The sequence below is a fragment of the Shewanella youngdeokensis genome (assembly GCF_033180165.1).
GTDB classification, from domain to species: Bacteria; Pseudomonadota; Gammaproteobacteria; order Enterobacterales; family Shewanellaceae; genus Shewanella; species Shewanella youngdeokensis.
This window is the reverse complement of sequence record NZ_CP136522.1, coordinates 2,671,726-2,689,560: the sequence shown is the minus strand read 5'-3', so window position 1 is coordinate 2,689,560 and position 17,835 is coordinate 2,671,726. Positions and strand designations below refer to the sequence as shown.

The following is a 17,835-nucleotide window of genomic DNA, read 5'->3' as shown; positions in this document are numbered from 1 at the left end:
GTCGTAGTTAATCGTTTGTGACAAAATTGTAGCTAAGTCAATACTTTTGCGTTAACTTGAACTACGCTAAGGACTAAGGATAAGTCCAATTGGTTATGCTTTGTAAGCTATTGTGACCAATTTCTGAGTGAAAACAAAACTATTACAACAAGATTTGGGGAAAAAAGATGAAAAAGCTCTTTTTGGGTGTAGCAATAACATCTGCTTTGGGTCTCACAGCATGTAGTGAAGACAGTTATAACGAATTAGTCGAAAAAACAGAACCACTGGTTCCTCAGTCTGTTTTAGTTTTTGATCCCGCTAACGGTGAACTGCCGCTACCTAGCGATCTATTATTCAGTGGTACGCTAGATGGCACGTTGAATATTCCAGGCGAAGAATCGGGCGACTACACAGACCCACAGCTTGCGCTCGGTGCACTAGATGGCTGGTCAACGTCGTCACCGATAAGTATTGAAGTCGCACCATCAACGGACAATGATGGTACGGTACTAACGATTGATGCAGCTTCTGTGGCTCAGCCAGGTGCTGTTAGAATGTTTGAAGCCACAGTGGGAGGCGCGCTGTCTTCGGACCCTGAATGTAGCGCTGCCGCGTCGGTGTCGGCGTGTAAAGTAGGTGAAGAGCTTACTTTTGGTGTTGATTTTGTCTCGACAGTATCGGGTAACTCAATTGCAATCATTCCGCTTAAGCCACTAAAAGCGGCTCAGTCTTATATTTATGCGACCACAACCCTAATTCAAGATTCTGCCGGTAACCCTATTGCACCGTCTTCAAGTTACCAAACACTAAAGCTGGACATTGATACTAAGCCATTGGAAACCCCAGATCAGTTAACATTGCAAACCTTAGTTAACAGCTATGAAAAAGGTATGGCTGCTGCAGCCGGTGTTGATGCTGATACCGTGACTTACTCAGCTTTATTTACTACGCAGTCAGTCACCGATGTTTATGAAACGACTAAGTTGCTGATGGTTGATCAAACTGAAGGTAACCCGTATGCACCGGCATTAACGGCTATGCCGTCTTCTGCAGGTTATACTGTTGCGACGCGCTTAGGCATGACTGCTGCTGATGGTGTTGCTTATGTATTGGCTGATCTAGCTGATGTTTACACGGCGCAACTCAAAGTGCCTATCTATGGTGACTGTTCATCTGCTGGTTGTTTAGATGCTGACTTTAACCCAACGATTAATGGTAGTTGGAAAGCTTATGGTGACAGCCCTGTTTCAGTACTCTTGGCATTAAGTAGCGGTACATTGAGCCAAACAAACTATGGTATGCAAGCTGTTGCATATGGCATTGACCCAAGTGAAGGCATTGCTAACCCAGCATTGCTAGCGGGTAAAGCATGGTACTTAGATGACGGTGAAACACCAACGGATCCGACCAAGCATCTGACTAAGTTTAACCCTATTCCTGCTATTAAAGGTTATGAGACTGTTTCTGTTCAAATTACGTTACCAAATGCCGCTAAGTTAGCAGCGTTACAAGGTGATGCATTTGTTGCACCGACCGATGGTTGGCCAGCAACGATTGCGATGCATGGTTTAGGCGGCAGTAAAGAGATGGCACTGACTTATGCAGGAACCTACGCAGCAGCAGGTATTGCAACTATCGCAATTGATATGCCATTGCATGGTACTCGCTCGTTTGATGCCACTGGTGATGGTGTTTACGAAGTGTCTGCTACTGACCCTTATTTTGCCAGTGCAATTGGCCTTGGTGATGGCTTTGTAAATGGTAACCCACTGGTGTTTGTTAACATTGGTAGCACATTGACCGTGCGCGATAATTTCCGCCAAGCGACAGTTGATCACCTTGCCCTTAGAGCTGCTTTATCTGGCCTTTACTATGGTCTTACAGGGGCTGGGCAAAGTGCTATTTTCGATAATAACAAAATCAGTGTGCAAGGCTTAAGTTTAGGTGGAATAGTTGGTACGACATTCTCAAACTATGCCAGTACTGGTCTTGTTAATCCAGCTACAGGTGATGTATTACCGAATGTTTACGGGGTTAATGCCGCGTCACTCATTGCACCAGCTGGCGGACTTGCTGGCTCGTTTGCTGGATCTGCTTCATTTGGCCCAATTCTATTCCAAACGGTTACCGCTAGCGACACTTTCCAAGAGCTCGTCGATGCTGCTAACACGAGTGGTTATGAAGCGGGAAGTGATGAATACGCTGCATTAGTTCAGGCTGTGTATGCTGAGTTTATTCCAACATTTGCTTTTGCAGTGCAAACCGCGATTGATAGTGCTGACCCAATTAACCATGCTTCGTTATTAGCTGACACACAATTGCCAGTACATTTGATTGAAGTGGTGGGTGATGACACGAATATGCCTGATCAAGTGTTACCTAATTCAGTGGCCAGCTTCCCGTTGTCGGGTACCGAACCCTTTATCGCGAACCTAGGTTTAGCATGTGTCTCAACTACGACGGCAGGTTCGGGTGTGGTGCGCTTTAGTAAAGGCCACCATAGCTCGATTGCTAGCCCATCTGAAGTTGCTGGCGTAACAGATGGTAAAGCGGCGAGTGCAACTGCAGAGATGCAAACCCAAGTTGCAGCATTTGCCGCAACAGCAGGCCAAGGTGCAGCCACTATTGTGGTAACTGACGCTTCAGTGATTCAATCTTGCCCTGAATAAGCTTGTTTTTTAGGCAAACAAAAGCCCAGCTGATGCTGGGCTTTTTTATTGGGATTTTTAATTGCTAAATAGGCTGTTAGAATAACGATTAATAAACTAAAAAAACCAATTAGCTGGAGAATATTTTGGAATTTCTGTACGAGTACGGGTTATTTTTTGCAAAGGCCGTCACGATCGTTGTGTCTATTCTGGCTGTGGTTATTGTGGTGTTAGCGTCAACCGTTAAGCATAAGACAGAAAAAGGTGAACTTAAAATCACTAACATTAGTGATAATTTAAAAGAACTGAAGCATGAACTAAAAGAAGAGCTTTTATCTAAAAAAGCGTTTAAAGCTTACGAGAAGCAAGTAAAAGCAGACGATAAAGCCAAAGAGAAAGCTGAAAAAGACAACAAAGAACCTGAGACCGACCCTAAGGTGTTTGTTATCGATTTTAAAGGCAGTATTGATGCAAATGAAGTCGCATCGCTGCGTGAAGAGATCAGCGCGATTTTGACCATTGCCGATAAAGGCGATGAAGTGCTTGTTAATGTAGAAAGTGGCGGCGGTATGGTCCATGGTTATGGTTTGGCATCAAGTCAGCTTGACCGTTTAAGACAAGCTGATATTCCGCTGTCAATCTGTGTTGATAAAGTGGCTGCTAGTGGCGGCTACATGATGGCTTGTGTTGCCAATAAAATTTATGCAGCTCCTTTTGCCATCGTCGGTTCTATTGGTGTTGTTGCGCAAGTGCCTAACTTCAATCGTTTGCTTAAAAAGCATGATATTGATTATGAACAGCATACAGCGGGTAACTTTAAGCGTACGTTAACGGTCTTTGGTGAAAATACCGATGAAGGGCGTGAAAAGTTTCAGCAAGAGCTTGAAGAAACACATGTTTTGTTTAAAGACTTTATTGCTAAATACCGTCCAGAACTCGATATTGCAAAAGTGGCTACTGGTGAGCATTGGTATGGTCAACAAGCCATTGAGCTGGGGTTAATTGATGAAGTTGCTACCAGTGATGATGTGATCATGAAGCTGGCGAATGAGCGCACTGTAGTTAAAATCAGCTATCAGTTAAAGAAAAAACTGTCTGACAAAATTGCCCATGGCGCGTCGTTATCTTTTAACGCTATTTTTAATAAGTTTGCTGAAAAGAATCAACCGCTAAAATAATGGCGTTTAACTAACCATATATTGGTTAATTTGAATAAAAAAAACCTGCACTTGCAGGTTTTTTTGTATGTGAACTTACTCGCTCTACCACTGCGAATACCACTATAGTCAGTACTGCAACTTTATATACTATGACTTTACAGTGCTTGCAAAAACCAAGGTAGCATAAAGTCAGCAATTTGTGGTTGGGCTGCAGCATTGGGATGGATCCCATCTCGTTGCATTAACGTACTATCAATTACAATGGTTTCCATAAAAAATGGCATAAGCGTGATATTGTGTTCTTGTGCCAATTCTTTGTAGACATTAGCGATTTGAGCTGCGTAACGAGGTCCATAGTTAGGCGGCACCATAATTTCGCTAAGCAAGATTGTGACTTGCTGGTCTTTAGCCAGCTTGATAATGTTAGACAGGTTTGTTTTCAGTTGCTTGGGGGGAAAACCACGGAGTCCGTCGTTGCCACCTAGCTCAACTAAAAGCACTTTAGGTTGGGTTGATTCGAGTAGGGCTGGTAGTCGACGTAAGCCGCCAGCAGATGTTTCGCCACTCACCGAGCCGTTTATGAGGGTATGTTCGGGCATTTTTGCTCGTAGTAGCTGCACCCAGCCTTCATTTTCTGGCATGCCATAACTCGCACTTAAACTGTCGCCTAAAATTAATATTGGAGCAGCATTTAGCGAAAAGCTGCTAAATATACATAATATGACAAAACCACATAAGCGGTTTTTAAGGTCAAAGAAGGTTTTTATGTCTGAAAATAGCGCCATAGCGGTAAACCACCTAATTAAATCGGTTAATACTCAAGAGGGAGAGTTGACTATCCTCAACGGCATTAATATGGATGTCAAGCAAGGAGAGAGTATAGCGATACTTGGCCCCTCTGGTTCAGGTAAGTCAACATTGCTTGGGTTACTTGCGGCACTCGACTCGCCGACAAAAGGCTCAATTGTATTAGATGGGGTGGCGTTAGAGACATTAAATGAAGAATCAAAAGCGGCGTTGCGTAAACAAAAGGTCAGTTTTATTTTTCAATCCTTTATGTTGGTCGACACGCTAAATGCCCTTGAAAACGTAATGTTACCCGCGGAGCTGGCGGGCATCGCCAATGCCAAAGAAAAATCACAGGCAATGCTTGAACGTGTTGGCTTAAGCCACCGACTTAACCATTTCCCTAACCAGCTTTCTGGTGGCGAGCAGCAACGGGTTGCAATTGCACGTGCATTTATTTGCGAGCCCAAAGTGTTATTTGCCGACGAACCAACCGGTAATTTAGATTCAGCCAACAGTGACAAGGTTGCCGATATGTTGTTTGAACTAAACCGCGAAAGTGATACCACCTTGGTACTCGTCACGCACGACATGGTGTTAGCGAGTCGCTGTCAGCGTCAGTTTTTAATGGACTCAGGCAGCTTAAGTGAAAAGCTCGATAATGAGTTGCAACCTGACGCTGTAGTTCATGCCGCAGCACAAGAGGGGTGAGCATGGAGCTAAAATTAGCATGGCGGCTATTTAAGCGGGAGTTGTCTCAAGGGCAACTGCTGCTTATTATTTTGGCTATCACATTAGCGGTGTTATCCGTGACGGGTTTAGCCTCTGTCAGTGAGCGACTGCAACTGGCCATTAATGGTCAAGCCTCAAAATTTATTGCAGCTGACAGGATCATCAATTCACCTAAAAAAATTGACCCAGCCATTCTTGCGATTGCAGATGAAGTCGGCTTAGAGCACGTTACGAGCATGCAATTTAACTCAATGGTGTATGCCGGTGATGAGTTTCAGTTAGTTACTGTCAGAGCGGTGGGGGCAAAATATCCGCTTAAGGGGACTATCGAATTAAGCGCTGGTATTGCGGCTGGGTTACCGCAAGCCAACAGTGTTTGGTTTGAAACACGTCTTGGTGGGCTTTTGGGCTACCCAAATCAGATTGAAATTGGTAATGCCAACTTTAGTTTGTCCAATGAGATTATTCGTCTACCTGATGCCGGCTTTAATCCGTTTGCTTCATCGCCGGTGGTACTGATGCGCATTGAAGATGTGGCTAAAACAGGAGTGATCCAGCCAGGTAGCCGCGTGACGTATCGTTATCAGTTTGCTGGCGACTCTACCCAGTTGGCAGCTTTTGAGCAACAAGCCAAACCCTTGCTCAATACCAGTCAACGCTGGGTTGATGTGCAGTCTGGTGATTCACCTATCGCCGATGCTGTTAAACGAGCCGAACGATTTTTACTACTGGCAAGTTTGTTAGGCATTGCACTGGCGTGTGCGGCTATAGGTATTGCTGCGCAGCGGTATTGTCAGCGACATTACGATGTGGTGGCAATGCTAAAAACCTTTGGCGCTTCAGCCAAGCAAATACGAATATTGTTTGGCACGCATCTGCTGTTAGTTACGGCCGTTGGAGTCGTGCTCGGTTTAATTGGAGGGTTTGCGTTAGACCAAACCATTACCGCTTTTTTACCGGCCGAAATTGCTGCTTATTCGCCGCCCGTAATGCGGCCTATCTTGTTAGGGTTAGGTACTGGGTTTGTTAGTGCGTTTATGTTTTCGGCCTATCCATTAATGCGACTGTTGTCGATTCCACCGCTGCGAGTATTACAACGTCAACTAGAAGGCCTACAGCTCGGCATGTGGTTGCACTTGGTGTTAAGTTTGTGTGCGATGGCATTGCTAGGCTACTTATATTCACAAAGCTTGCCGTTAACACTTACTGTGGTAGCAGCGGTTTTATTGCTGGGCGTGTTACTCAGTGTGTTGGGCTTTTTTATGATCCGTTTGGGTCATAGTGTTGGTATGAAGACGACGAACCCATTGCAACTGGCATTAGCCGGGCTTCGTCGGCGCGCAAAGCAAAATGCTGTGCAGCTTGTTGGCTTTAGTAGCGCTTTAGTGTTGTTGTTAACCATTTTTGCACTCCGACAAGATTTACTTAATGAATGGCAAAAACAGCTGCCTGAAAATGCACCTAACTACTTTTTGATCAATATTGCACCAGATGAAACCAACGCAATTGCCGACTTTTTAAAACCGCATGTGGCAACTCCGCCTGTGATTTACCCTGTGGTTCGTGGCAGGTTAACGGCAATTAATGACGAAATTTTGATTTCATCTGAGCAACAAAAAGCCGGCGTTGAAGGCCGAGTTGGGATCTCCCGTGAGCTCAATTTAACCTACCGTGATAGCATGCCAGATAACAATGAAATTGTGTCAGGGCGTTTTAATCAAGACCCATTTGATGTTTCAGTTGAGTCAGGCGTTGCTGAGCGTTTGGAGCTTGAACTTGGTGACAGACTAACCTACACCATCGACAATCAAAGCTTAACGGTCAATGTTGCCAGCATTAGGGAGGTGCATTGGGAAACACTGCAACCGAACTTTTTTATGATCTTCACCGAAACCGCATTGGCTCCGTTTTCATACACCTCAATGTCGAGCTTTCATTTAGAAGAGTCGCAACGCTCGGTTATTTTGTCATTAATTAAGCAGTTTCCGACAGTATCGGTTATTGATGTGGGCGCTATGGTGAAGCAGTTACGGCAAATAATTGATCAAGTGTCGATGTCTTTAACGTTAGTCTTAGTTTTAGTGTTACTGGCTAGTGCTTTGGTGATGATTGCTCAAACAGAAGCGGGCATGGCCACGCGTCAACGTGAGTTAGCGGTATTAAGAACCTTTGGCGCATCGGGCTGGTTATTGCGTGCTGCAACCGGGCTTGAGTTTGCCTTGCTTGGTATTATCGCAGGAATATTGGCGGTGATAGTGGCTGAGTTTACCTTATATTTGCTTAAAACTCAGGTGTTTGAGCTTAACGTGTATATGCATTGGCCATGGTGGGGGATTGCCCCCCTATGTGGTGGTTTGGTGGTTGCATCACTAGGGCTGTGGCGCTGCCGTCAGTTACTCAACAAATCATGCAGTGATTTGCTAAAGGGACATTAACCAGGTTTATAACACCAGCAAGGCGGTTGTCGAGCTGGTGTTATGGATGTGTCGGGCTATTTGAACAGCTGATGCAGGGCATTGTCGATAGTGGGGTAGGTAAATGTAAAGCCTTCGGTTAACGCTCGCGTTGGAACCACATACTGGCCGTCGATTAAGATAGTGGACATCTCTCCCAAGGCAATTTTTAGTGCAAATGCGGGGGCTGGAATAACGGTTGGGCGATGAAGAGCTTTACCTAACGCTTTGGTGAAAACCTGGTTACTCACCGGATTGGGAGCGCAGGCGTTATAAACTCCACTTGTTTTTGGTTGAGTGAGTAAAAAGATAATTAACCCGGTTAAGTCATCTAGGTGGATCCAGCTCATACCTTGCTCACCATTAGCAATCGGCCCGCCAAGGCCAAGCTTAAAGGGCGGAACCATTTTTGCCAACGCACCACCTTTAGCACCTAAAACCACACCAATACGAATAATGCATACCCGGGTTATATCAGTGGCGGCCTTGAGTGCTTCTTGCTCCCAACGTTGACAAACTTTATGGGTAAACTCAGCTTGGTTTTGCGGGCTGATTTCAGTTAGCTCGTCGACTTTATTGTTGGTTTGAACACCGTAATAGCCTACTGCAGAAGCGCTAATAAATGTGCTTGGTGGGTTAGTGCTTGCTGCAATTAAAGTGGCAAGCTGATTTGTAATAGACCAGCGACTGTGGCAGATAGCCTGCTTTTGTGAATGAGACCAACGCTTACCGGCAATGGGCTCTCCGGCTAAATTGATCACGGCATCAAAGCTGTCTAAGTTGGCTAATTCATCTAGCGAGCTTAAATAATCATGGTGCGCACCTAAATGTGCAGAGGTTTTTTCGGGGTGTCGAGTCAGTAACGTGAGTTGATGCTGGTGGCTCAATATTTGTGTGAGCTGGCTACCCACAAATCCGCTAGCGCCAGTAATTAAAATATTCATAGGCTTTACTTATAGGGCTCTTAATAGAGTTTACGTTGATGAAAGTAAATGGGATCTATCGTTATTGCCTGCGAGTTAAAAATGCCTTACTGCAACTTAAGCTTACTCGCTATTGCTATTTAAGTCGCGAAAATAGGTAGAAAATTGGCTATTATTTGAGTTTTGTAGCTTAAGGGCGAGGTTAACTCAATAACACCAGGTAATGCGTTAAAGTAAAGCGGTGATTTTTTTTGAATCATGCGATAATTCAACTGACTGAAGTGTTGAAGCATTCGATAAATTTGATTTACTGATAGTTAAAGGAATTTTAATGACTCTATTTGAGAGTAAAGGTGTTGCATTTAAAGGCTTTGCTATTTCAGCCTTTCTTGTGGTTATTTTGGCTGGAATTAAGACGGCTAGCCCGATTGTGGTTCCTTTTGTGTTGTCGGTATTCATCGCAGTGATTTGTAATCCAATGATAAGTTGGCTTACGCGCCATCGTGCGCCTCGCGGATTGGCAGTGTTAATGCTGATGATGTTTATTGTATTAATGGGGTTGTGGCTGGCGTCGATAGTAGGCACGTCGATTAATGAATTTTCCAAACAATTACCTTTTTATCGAGATCAGTTAATCGAACAATTCTCTTGGATAGTCGATAAATTAGCTGCGTTAAATATACAGATTACAAAAGAGCAAATTTTGGCTTATTTTGACCCTGGTGTTGCACTGTCTATGACGACCAACATGTTATCTGGTGTGGGTAGTGTAATGGCAAACCTGTTCCTCATTATTTTAACTGTGGTATTTATGTTGTTCGAATCAAATGGTTTTTCAAGGAAAATGCATTTGGCTCTTGATGATCCAGATATGCGGCTCCAGCAAGTTGACCGCTTTTTAAATTCGGTTAATCAATACATGGTGATTAAAACTTTAGTCAGCTTAGGCACCGGTTTGATTATCGGTGTAGGGCTATACATTATTGGTGTTGATTACGCATTGCTGTGGGGCGTAATTGCCTTCTTGTTTAATTACATTCCCAATATCGGCTCGATAATTGCCGCGATACCTTCGGTATTACTTGCCTTCATACAAATAGGTCCGGGAGCTGCGGGGGCCGTGGCTTTGCTGTATTTGGGAACTAATACCATTATGGGCAATGTAGTGGAGCCTCGGTATATGGGGCGTGGACTAGGCTTGTCGACATTAGTGGTGTTTTTGTCATTAATATTTTGGGGCTGGTTGTTGGGCTCTGTTGGTATGTTGTTATCTGTACCACTGACTATGATTGTAAAAATAGCCTTAGAGTCAAGTGAAGGCGGACGTTGGCTGGCAATATTGATAGGTGATGATATTGCTGAACCTACGCCGTTATCTGAAGATGATTTAAAGATTGAAGCAAGTGAAAAGTGAGTTAAATGCAGTTATTTATTGAAGCAGTAAAAGACGTTACTTTTGGTAATGATGTTAGTCGGTTATTTCATGGCCGTGGTGGCCGTTACCCTGGTGCTGAGCACCTTTGTTTAGATTGGTTTGCTCCAGTAGTGTTATTGACCAGTTTTAAACCCTTAAATGAAGATGAATTAGCTGCATTAACGCAGGCGATTGAGCAGCGATGGATTGAGCTGCATAAGGCTGAGCCTCTTAATCTAGTGTTTCAATATCGAAGTGGTGGTGAAACTCACACTGATATAATTCAAGGCACAGTGCCTGAAAAACATATTGTTGAAGAAAATGGGGCTCAGTTTCATGTCCACTTATTACGTGGGCAGAATCATGGCTTATTTTTAGATATGTGTAATGGTCGCCAATGGGTACGTGAACAAAGCGCGGGTAAAAAAGTGCTTAACCTGTTTGCCTATACCTGTGGTTTTTCTATTGCCGCGCTGCAAGGGAAAGCGGCTGAAGTGGTTAATATCGATATGAGTAAAGGGGCATTATCGATTGGAAAACAAAATCATATGCTCAATGACTTTGGTGCTGGAGCTCGTTTTCTTGGGCACGATATTTTCAAGTCATGGGGTAAATTGACCAAACTTGGCCCCTATGATTTGATTGTCGCTGATCCACCAAGTAACCAAAAAGGCAGTTTTGTCGCCACTAAAGATTACGCACGCTTGTTAAAACGATTACCGGATTTATTAGCGTCCGATGGTGATGTGTTGCTGTGTTTAAACGCACCGGAGTTAACTATTGAGTTTTTAAAACAGCAAGTGGCAAGTTTTAGCCCAAGCCTGCAGTTTTGTGAGCAAATAGCTAACCCTGCTGTTTTTGCTGATATTGATGCTAATAAAGCATTAAAGGTGTTGCGCTACCGAAAAGCTCCAGAACACCTTAGTGAGTAAGCATTAAGTACATATTACAACCAAATGGCGAAACAATAAGTTTGGCCATTTTTTTTGCAACAAAAGGGGGAAATGCATTTGAGTCAAAACTAAGCAGAACCCGCAGTGACAGTGGCTTTAGCACAAGTGATGTAATCAATCATGGCTGTGAGTTTGATTTCGAGCTAATTAGTATTTTTGGCTTGCATAAGCGGTACATTTGCACCGTTCACAAAATAATTTGTGTAAATCTAGAGGGGGATACAGCTCAATATTAAGTGACATGTGCTGTATAGCTTAGGCATAAATGGCTTAGACATAGTGCGACATATTTACCTTTAACTTAAGCGATTGCCATTGTGCGCTCAATGGTGTCTTTAAGGATTAAATGGAGCTTAAAACTGTAAGGCTTTCATGTAAGGCTACACTTTTACTTCTAATTTAAGCCTAATTGCGTTTCAGAACGCAAAAGTTAAATCAAAACTGAAAGTTTTCTGTAAGTTGGCTTTGGTTGCTGTTATAGTCGAATAAACAAAAATGCTGATTTGGTATTTTTTTAAAAAAGGCAAAATGTCACACTATTGATGACATGCTTTTGTACCCTACACCTAAATCAAAGATCTGGAGTTTTAATGGAAGTTCAGGAATATGAAGGCGCATACTATCAATTACAAGACGAGATTATAGCGTCTTTACCGGTTGAGATTGATGAAGAAGCATTTTTGGATTAGGACATCACAATATAATTAAAGTTTAACTATTGTATTGAGACTAAATAGCAACCATCGGGTTGCTATTTTTGTTTGTGAAGTCGGTTTTAGTTAACCACTATAATGCGATTAAGCTAGTCTGGATTGAACTTCATAGTATTCGGCACGAGTAGCGTTATTTTTCGGGCAAGATCTCGGTAATAATCCATTTATCTTTATGCTTATTCAAGCGCAATGTTCTGTCATCAACCCACAATTCGCCTGCACGTAACCCCTTCATTTTGACTATCACAGTAACATCTTGAGTCGATTTTCGGAAAAAATCGATGCCGACTTCATCAACCACCATTTCAACGTCCGTCATTGATAGGTTGAGCATATGCCGTTGCACAGAAGCGGCAATGTAATAATGAGCCAAAATGCTTTTCATTGGTGCATCGACAAACAATTTGGCTTTTTCTACGTCACGCTCAACATAAATGGCATTTAAAAAACCAATAGATGAAAGCTCTGGAGTACTGAGTAAGGGTACCGAAGAGTCCGACAAGTCGGCATTGCTGATCTGTTGGTTACAACCAGTGATAATTGAAAGAACAGTGATAAAAAGTATATGTTTAAGCATGAATTACGACTAGGGTGATTTTGTAGCAAGTATCGCGATTTTAATGCACTAACACAAGATTTTAGTGGCGGATCGTTTACAAAGCTTGACCTAGATAAAGATCTAAGGCATATCTATAGAGATAGTCTATTAAGGTTATCCACATTATCTGTGGACAAGTATGTTGAAGACTATTTTAAACAAGGGTAAGTCATTGAAAGCAGTGCTGTAAAAGTGCTGTTCATTTTTTGATACATTCTTTGTTTGTTCACTATTTATTCACTTTTCCCACCTTCTAAAGTCCTACAAACCATTGCTATCGATCGCTTGGATCTATTTTAAAGTCGACTTTTGATTCTGTGCTTGTGTTTATGTGGATAGAGTATGCCTGTCAAACATAAGTGTTTGCACTTGTCATTTCGCGCTTAAAATAATCTTGCTAATTTTTTAAGCGTAATGACTATGGCACTGAAGTGGCATAGTTAATGGTGGTTATTGGAGAAGAGCTAGAGGTCGATGCTAAGCTTGATATTCAGCTATAGCAGGGCATATTGCGATGTTGGTGAATGGCGGTTTTAGGCAACTTTATTTAATCAACTGAGCATGATTTTCGAGCATAAAAAAACCTGCGAATGCAGGTTTTTTATAAGGAAAGTCTTTTAACTGACATATTCCATAATGCGTTATTCGTTTTGCGATGCCTGAATGGCAGTTAATGCGATGGTGTATACGATGTCATCGACTAATGCGCCGCGTGATAAATCGTTAACTGGTTTACGCATACCTTGCAGCATAGGGCCGATAGAAATTAAGTCGGCACTTCGCTGTACAGCCTTATAAGTCGTATTACCAGTGTTTAAATCTGGGAACACAAATACTGTTGCTTGTCCTGCTACAGGGCTGTCAGGTGCTTTAGAGCGTGCAACGTTTGGCATAACAGCTGCGTCATATTGCAAAGGTCCATCAATAACAAGATCTGGACGTTTTTCCTTAGCAATGCGAGTTGCTTCGCGTACTTTATCTACATCAGAGCCGGTACCTGAACGGCCCGTTGAATAACTGATCATCGCGACGCGGGGTTCAATACCAAAGGCGACAGCTGATTCTGCCGATTGTATCGCAATATCGGCTAACTGTTCAGCGTTGGGGTCAGGGTTAATAGCACAATCACCATAGATCAACACTTGATCTGGCATCAACATAAAGAATATCGACGACACTAAGCTTGAACCCGGCGCCGTTTTAATTAACTGTAGCGGTGGGCGGATTGTATGCGCTGTGGTGTTAACTGCACCAGAAACAATGCCATCCACTTCGCCTTCGGCAAGCATCATTGTCCCCAGAACCATGTTGTCTTCTAGTTGCTCTTTTGCTACTACTTCGGTTAAGCCTTTATTGCGACGCAGTTCAAGCATTGGTTCTACAAAGCGGCTACGGGCAGGGATGGGATCGACAATTTCAACACCTTCGCCTAAAGTTACGCCTTGCAAAGTGGCAATCCGTTCAATCTCTTCACGGTTGCCTAATAGCACACAACGGGCAATACCACGTTCTGCACAGATGCTAGCAGCTTCAATGGTTCTAGGCTCGTGCCCCTCAGGTAACACAACGGTTTTACAAGCCGAACGCGCAAGCTCGGTTAACTTGTAACGGAAAGCTGGTGGCGATAAACGATGCTCTCGTGGTGAGTTTTTAGTGACACTTTCAATCCAGGTTTGGTCAATATGGCTGGCAACGAATTCTTGAACTTGTTCGATACGTACAGCATCATCAACAGGCACTTCGTGATCGAACCGTTGGATATTTAGCGCAGTTTGCCAAGTGTTTGTGTCAATCAAAAATACCGGTAATCCGGTTTCAAAGGCTTGCTCACATAATTCCATAATTTGTGGCTCTGGCTCATAGCCGCCGGTCAGTAACAATGCGCCGACTTTGATCCCGTTCATTGAAGCTAGGCAAGCTGACACGATAACGTCACTGCGATCACCTGATGTCACCAATAAAGAGTCTGTTTTAATATGGCTGACCATGTTGGGAATACTACGGGCACAGAATGTGACTTTGCGCATTCGACGAGTGTTCATTTCACCGGCATTGATGATTCTAGCGCTTAAGTGCTTAGCCAAATCTGAGGCGCGAGGCGCGATTAAGTCGAGATTGTAAGGGACTTTACCCAAAATGCGCATTTTGCTGTTAGCGGGAAACTTGAACTGAGCTAAAGCGTCTGGATATTGAATATCGTAGTGATCAAATACTTCAGACAGATCTGGGCGAGCTCGACCGTCATCATCAACCGGAGCACCGATTTTATTAATTATCGAGCCGAGTAATCGCTTATTCTTGCTGCCGCCCCATGAGTTATATGAGATCTCTAAGCGATTCATTAATGCTGTTGGCCCTTCATTACCCGGTGTGGCAATGAAAATAATGTCGGCATCTAGTGCTTTAGCTATAGCATGGTTAATATCATTGGAAAACGGGTGGTTACGTGTCTGCACTAACCCTTCAACAATTAACGTTTCCGTTTTATTTGCATGCTCAGTAGCTCGAGCAATGATTTGTTCCATTAACACGTCGGTTTTATCAGCACGGATCAGGTGCTCGGCATGCTCCATGTCAAATGGTTCAAGCGGGTTAACCGTCGGTGATTTACTTAAAATGGTAGTCGAACGTTCAGGGCCACGATCGTTAGGCCGTAGCTGGGCAATAGGTTTAAAAAAACGAACTTTAACGCCATGGCGTTCAAGGGCGCGAACCATACCTAAACTAATTGAAGTTAACCCTACACCAGTCCCAACCGGGATGAGCATAATGTTACGAGACATAGAAACCTCTTTAAACTCGAAAACACCATAATACTATGGCGATATAAGTGTTTGAGCGGCATTGGTAAACCGCTCAAATTATGACAATTAACCTTTAATTAACGCAACTGCATCTTGTGCAATAACCCACTCTTCATTGGTTGGGATCACCATTGCAACCGGGCCGTCATCTTTGGTTATTTTACCTTGCTTACCAAAACGAGCCGCTAGGTTACGTTCTTTGTCGACTTTAAAATTGAAAATAGCGAGCGAATTAAGTACTTTTTCACGAATTACATCAGAGTTTTCACCAATACCGCCGGTAAAGACTAATGCATCAAGACGTTCTAACGGCACTGTGTAAGAAGCAATATATTTGGCTAAACGGTAACAGAAAATCTCCATTGCGAGTGTGGCTCCTTTATGGCCAGCTTCGTAGCCTTCTTCAATGCCACGGCAATCATTGGTCAGTTCTGAAATACCGAGTAAACCACTTTGTTTGTTGAGTAGGTTGTTGACTTCATCAAGCGTGTAACCTAAGCGATTAACTAAATGATAAATAATAGATGGGTCGATATCACCACAGCGCGTACCCATCACTAAACCTTCTAATGGAGTCAGCCCCATTGAAGTATCTACACTCTTGCCACCTTTTATGGCCGTTACCGATGCGCCATTACCTAAATGTGCACAAATGACATTGGTGTCGGCTTCGTCTTTACCTAGTGCTGCAGCGGTTTCACGGCTGATAAACAGATGACTTGTACCATGCATGCCGTAGCGACGAATGGCATTTTCTCGGTACAGTTTATAGGGCAGGGCATAGATAAAGGCTTTTTCAGGCATGGTCTGATGAAACGCGGTATCAAAGACGGCAACTTGCGGTAATAACGGAAAAGAAGCCTGTGCGGCTCGAATACCTATTAGGTGAGCAGGGTTATGCAGTGGTGCTAATGTGGCACAATCTTCAATGCCTTTTACAACACTTTCATCGATAACCATTGAGTGCGTGAATTTTTCTCCGCCATGAACGACGCGGTGACCAATAGCTTGGATTTTTTCAGCGATTTGAGGGTGTGAGCCTAAAACAGTTTGTACAATAAACTCAACAGCTTCGCGGTGTGCGGTAAAGGCCCCTAATTTAGCATCATGTTTTGTGCCATTAACTTTCCACTTAATTCGAGAATCCTCAAGCCCGAAACACTCCGCTAGACCTGAAATCTGATCATCGCCAGTAAGCGCATCGATAACCGCAAACTTAAGCGATGAACTACCGCAGTTAAGCACTAATACCAGTTTGTTTGACATGTTTAAACCTTTCGCAATAAGTAATGAATTTGTTTGTTTTGCTAAATCACAATAACTTCTATGGCAACTATAGGCCGAAGTTGCAAGTTATGCCTTGTTAAAGGCTTTAAATCTGTTGTTTGCAAAGCTGGCAGCCTTGGGGCAAGCTAGCTGTTTGTGCTAAAGTTACACTTGTTATTGTTATTTATGGGTGTCACTTTGAGCATTAAAGTTCTTAAAACCTTAGGTGAAGGCCGTCGTTATATGAAGACGTGGCCTATGGTTCGACAACTGAGTTTTTACTTTCCTGAGTATCGCGTGGTGCGCGCTACTCAAATAGCGTTGCCATTAATGCCGTTACTGGCAGTATTAGCTGGGGCTAGCCAGTTATACTTGCATGGTTGGGATTACCTGCCTCAGGCAATCACCATTGTGTTGTTCTTTGTGAGCTTACCTGTCCAGGGTTTACTTTGGTTAGGTTGGCGTGCTCGTCACCCATTACCGCTTTCTTTACTTGATTGGGGTAATCAATTATCAACCAAGTTATCGCAAATGGGAGTTCATTGCCGCCCATTAGGCGCTAAAGCATGTTACTTCGATATGGCACTCATTTTAAAAGCTGCATTTGAACGTTTAGATACAAGCTACTGGGAAGAACTTTAGTTACTCTGCTGCTTTGCATTAGTAAACAGCGTTAATCCCTAAATCGGTAAACACACGTTTTATCTGTTCCATGGTTGCTGAATTTGGTGGAGATATTTGTGTTAATTGATACTCTTCCCCCATCGCTTCCCATTTATGCTTGCCTAACTCGTGGTACGGCAATAGTTCTACTTTTTCAACATTGGCCATTGGCTTGATAAATTCTGCTAGCGCCTGTGCTGACTCAATATCATCGGTAAACCCGCCAACGACTACATATCGAATCCAAGTCTTTTGCTGGCGTTGTTGTAAATGCTGGGCAAATTGAAGCGTACGTTGGTTGCTAACTTTGGTAAGGTCGATGTGTTTTTGGTCGTTTATCTGCTTAATGTCTAATAACACAAGATCGGTGTTATCGAGTAGCTCGTCGATAATCGGGTTGTATTTACGTACAAAACCATTGGTATCTAGACAGGTATGCAACCCTTCTTTTTTACAAGCTTGAAAAAGTGCATTGACAAAATCTGCTTGTAAAATGGCTTCTCCGCCACTGGCTGTAACACCACCACCGCTGGCTTCAAGAAAAGGTCGATAGCTAATAATTTGGCTCATTAGCTCGTCGACCTCAATGGCTTTACCACCTTGAAGATCCCAAGTGTCGCGGTTATGGCAGTATTGGCATCGCATCAAACAGCCTTGCATGAAGGTAATAAACCTGATGCCAGGTCCGTCAACGGTACCAAAGGACTCTAAAGAATGAATCCGGCCAGTTACTGCCATTT

Annotated in this window: 13 protein-coding genes; 7 read left to right on the top strand and 6 right to left on the bottom strand. The window is 43.3% G+C overall.

Translation table 11 applies throughout. The features are described 5' to 3' along the window. Window positions 1-167 precede the first annotated feature (167 nt). Both RGE70_RS11405 and sohB read left to right on the top strand, forming a co-directional pair. Window positions 168-2,651 (top strand): VolA/Pla-1 family phospholipase, encoded by a 2,484-nt coding sequence (locus tag RGE70_RS11405; protein ID WP_310471574.1) that lies wholly within the window; start codon window positions 168-170, stop codon window positions 2,649-2,651. A gap of 125 nt (window positions 2,652-2,776) precedes the next feature. Continuing rightward, on the top strand, window positions 2,777-3,808 hold the full coding sequence (sohB, locus tag RGE70_RS11400) for a protease SohB (RefSeq protein WP_310471573.1): 1,032 nt from the start codon (window positions 2,777-2,779) through the stop codon (window positions 3,806-3,808). A gap of 137 nt (window positions 3,809-3,945) precedes the next feature. Here sohB and RGE70_RS11395 read toward each other — a convergent pair whose 3' ends face one another. Beyond that, window positions 3,946-4,575 (bottom strand): arylesterase, encoded by a 630-nt coding sequence (locus RGE70_RS11395; RefSeq protein ID WP_310471572.1) that lies wholly within the window; start codon window positions 4,573-4,575, stop codon window positions 3,946-3,948. On the opposite strand from RGE70_RS11395, the gene RGE70_RS11390 reads away from it, so the two are divergent. Together RGE70_RS11390 and RGE70_RS11385 are read left to right on the top strand one after the other, a co-directional pair. Further along, window positions 4,556-5,287: an ABC transporter ATP-binding protein gene (locus tag RGE70_RS11390; RefSeq protein WP_310471571.1), complete on the top strand. Its 732-nt coding sequence runs from the start codon at window positions 4,556-4,558 to the stop codon at window positions 5,285-5,287. The genes RGE70_RS11395 and RGE70_RS11390 overlap by 20 nt on opposite strands. A 2-nt stretch (window positions 5,288-5,289) precedes the next feature. Further along, window positions 5,290-7,743 (top strand): ABC transporter permease, encoded by a 2,454-nt coding sequence (locus tag RGE70_RS11385; protein ID WP_310471570.1) that lies wholly within the window; start codon window positions 5,290-5,292, stop codon window positions 7,741-7,743. A 56-nt stretch (window positions 7,744-7,799) separates the two neighbouring features. Here RGE70_RS11385 and RGE70_RS11380 read toward each other — a convergent pair whose 3' ends face one another. Then, window positions 7,800-8,705, bottom strand: coding sequence for a TIGR01777 family oxidoreductase (locus RGE70_RS11380; protein ID WP_310471569.1), 906 nt, complete (start codon window positions 8,703-8,705; stop codon window positions 7,800-7,802). 310 nt (window positions 8,706-9,015) lie between these two features. Between RGE70_RS11380 and RGE70_RS11375 the strand changes: the two genes are divergently transcribed. Together RGE70_RS11375 and RGE70_RS11370 are read left to right on the top strand one after the other, a co-directional pair. Next, window positions 9,016-10,098 (top strand): AI-2E family transporter, encoded by a 1,083-nt coding sequence (locus tag RGE70_RS11375; RefSeq protein WP_310471568.1) that lies wholly within the window; start codon window positions 9,016-9,018, stop codon window positions 10,096-10,098. Between the two features lie 5 nt (window positions 10,099-10,103). Beyond that, the gene (locus RGE70_RS11370; RefSeq protein WP_310471567.1) at window positions 10,104-11,030 is read left to right on the top strand and encodes a class I SAM-dependent methyltransferase; all 927 of its coding nucleotides are present in this window, start codon (window positions 10,104-10,106) and stop codon (window positions 11,028-11,030) included. An 864-nt stretch (window positions 11,031-11,894) separates the two neighbouring features. Here the strand turns inward: RGE70_RS11370 and RGE70_RS11365 are convergent. The 3 genes from RGE70_RS11365 to ackA all read right to left on the bottom strand — a co-directional run bounded on the left by RGE70_RS11365 (window position 11,895) and on the right by ackA (window position 16,432). Further along, the gene (locus tag RGE70_RS11365; RefSeq protein WP_310471566.1) at window positions 11,895-12,341 is read right to left on the bottom strand and encodes a hypothetical protein; all 447 of its coding nucleotides are present in this window, start codon (window positions 12,339-12,341) and stop codon (window positions 11,895-11,897) included. Window positions 12,342-13,003: 662 nt separating this feature from the next. Beyond that, entirely contained in the window at window positions 13,004-15,145 is a 2,142-nt protein-coding gene (gene pta / locus RGE70_RS11360) for a phosphate acetyltransferase (RefSeq protein ID WP_310471565.1), read from the bottom strand. 87 nt (window positions 15,146-15,232) lie between these two features. Next, complete coding sequence (gene ackA, locus RGE70_RS11355) at window positions 15,233-16,432, bottom strand: acetate kinase (RefSeq protein ID WP_310471564.1); 1,200 nt, start codon at window positions 16,430-16,432, stop codon at window positions 15,233-15,235. A gap of 198 nt (window positions 16,433-16,630) precedes the next feature. On the opposite strand from ackA, the gene yfbV reads away from it, so the two are divergent. Further along, window positions 16,631-17,074 (top strand): terminus macrodomain insulation protein YfbV, encoded by a 444-nt coding sequence (gene yfbV, locus RGE70_RS11350; RefSeq protein WP_310471563.1) that lies wholly within the window; start codon window positions 16,631-16,633, stop codon window positions 17,072-17,074. A gap of 18 nt (window positions 17,075-17,092) precedes the next feature. On the opposite strand, the gene pflA is transcribed toward yfbV, so the two are convergent. After that, entirely contained in the window at window positions 17,093-17,833 is a 741-nt protein-coding gene (gene pflA, locus RGE70_RS11345) for a pyruvate formate lyase 1-activating protein (RefSeq protein ID WP_310471562.1), read from the bottom strand. Window positions 17,834-17,835: the final 2 nt, after the last annotated feature.

Excerpts from the sequence above, each read along its gene's own strand:
- RGE70_RS11405 (WP_310471574.1), top strand. The coding sequence starts at position 168 with ATGAAAAAGCTCTTTTTGGGTGTAGCAATAACATCTGCTTTGGGTCTC.
- RGE70_RS11390 (WP_310471571.1), top strand. The coding sequence starts at position 4,556 with ATGTCTGAAAATAGCGCCATAGCGGTAAACCACCTAATTAAATCGGTT.
- RGE70_RS11395 (WP_310471572.1), bottom strand. The coding sequence starts at position 4,575 with ATGGCGCTATTTTCAGACATAAAAACCTTCTTTGACCTTAAAAACCGC.
- RGE70_RS11385 (WP_310471570.1), top strand. The coding sequence starts at position 5,290 with ATGGAGCTAAAATTAGCATGGCGGCTATTTAAGCGGGAGTTGTCTCAA.
- RGE70_RS11380 (WP_310471569.1), bottom strand. The coding sequence starts at position 8,705 with ATGAATATTTTAATTACTGGCGCTAGCGGATTTGTGGGTAGCCAGCTC.
- RGE70_RS11375 (WP_310471568.1), top strand. The coding sequence starts at position 9,016 with ATGACTCTATTTGAGAGTAAAGGTGTTGCATTTAAAGGCTTTGCTATT.
- RGE70_RS11370 (WP_310471567.1), top strand. The coding sequence starts at position 10,104 with ATGCAGTTATTTATTGAAGCAGTAAAAGACGTTACTTTTGGTAATGAT.
- RGE70_RS11365 (WP_310471566.1), bottom strand. The coding sequence starts at position 12,341 with ATGCTTAAACATATACTTTTTATCACTGTTCTTTCAATTATCACTGGT.
- pta (WP_310471565.1), bottom strand. The coding sequence starts at position 15,145 with ATGTCTCGTAACATTATGCTCATCCCGGTTGGGACTGGTGTAGGGTTA.
- ackA (WP_310471564.1), bottom strand. The coding sequence starts at position 16,432 with ATGTCAAACAAACTGGTATTAGTGCTTAACTGCGGTAGTTCATCGCTT.
- pflA (WP_310471562.1), bottom strand. The coding sequence starts at position 17,833 with ATGGCAGTAACTGGCCGGATTCATTCTTTAGAGTCCTTTGGTACCGTT.